General features: G+C 46.5%; 1 protein-coding gene. It reads right to left on the reverse strand.

Annotation, left to right across the window (positions count from 1 at the left end; all coding sequences use genetic code 11):
* Nucleotides 1-944: bifunctional diaminohydroxyphosphoribosylaminopyrimidine deaminase/5-amino-6-(5-phosphoribosylamino)uracil reductase RibD (gene ribD / locus PX481_RS18560; protein ID WP_288095387.1), on the reverse strand; the 944-nt coding region annotated here is incomplete at its 3' end.
* Nucleotides 945-1,217: the final 273 nt, after the last annotated feature.

Consider the following 1,217-nt stretch of genomic DNA (forward strand, 5'->3'; position numbering starts at 1 on the left):
ATAAAAGCGATAATTTTTTGTACCATGCCCTCAGCGATCGCCGCTGCACTTAAACCGCCGCCGCACTCCCACAAAACCTGACAAAATCCCCTCTGATAAAGATTTTCCATCACTAAAGTGGGTGTCACCTCGGTTAGTTCGATCACTTCCACGCCTTTTGTTAATAATTGTTGCTGAAGCTTGACATTAGCATCAATTTGTGTATAAACAAGCGTGGGAAATTGACTGGTATCCCAAAGATGGGCGGAGGAGGGTAAATCGAGCGATCGAGTCATGACCACGCGCAGGGGATTATGATCGGAGAGGCCGTGAGTGGTTAGGTGGGGATTATCTTGACGGACAGTGCTACCGCCGACGATAATCGCATCACAGGCCGATCGCAGTTGATGGACTATTTGGCGAGAAGCGGGGCTAGTAATCCAAGTGCTATGACCGCTAGTGGCGGCAATTTTGCCATCGAGAGTCATGGCATATTTGAGGATACCGAAGGGTTTTTTAGCGGTGATGCGATGGATAAAACCCTGATTGAGTTGACGACATTCGGACTCCTCCACTCCCACCAGCGTCTCGATACCTGCCGATTCTAATCTTTGAATGCCTTTCCCCGCCACCAAGGGATTAGGATCGATCATCCCCACCACCACTTTTTTAATGCCTGCTTGCACAATTGCCTCGCTACAGGGTGGAGTACGTCCATAGTGGTTACAGGGTTCAAGATTGACGTATAAAGTGGCACCACGAGCTTTTTCTGCTGCCTGTCTCAGGGCGAAAACTTCTGCATGGGGTTGTCCGGCCTCCGGGTGAAACCCTTCGCCGATAATTATACCCTCTTGAACGATCACAGCACCCACCAAAGGATTAGGAGAAGTCCGCCCCAAGCCTTGCCTAGCAAGGGTTAGACATCTTTGCATCATTGTGCGATCGAATTCCGTTGCCCGGTCCATTGTTTATTTCTCCAAATGAGGGGAGACTTTTCAGTGATTAGTAAACAGTAATCAGTGATCAGTGGGAAGCTTTTTTCAGTGATCAGTAAACAGTAAACAGTAATCAGTAAATAGTAATCAGTAAATAGTAAATAGTAATCAGTGAAGTGAAAAGACGAAAAGACAGCACTGTTAATGCCATTTAATACTCCTCACTTGATACCGCTCACTGAAAACTCAAATCTGATAACTGATCACTGATAACTGATAACTGATTCAAGGCTGACAGCTATA

This window comes from Microcystis sp. M53603_WE2 (assembly GCF_030065435.1).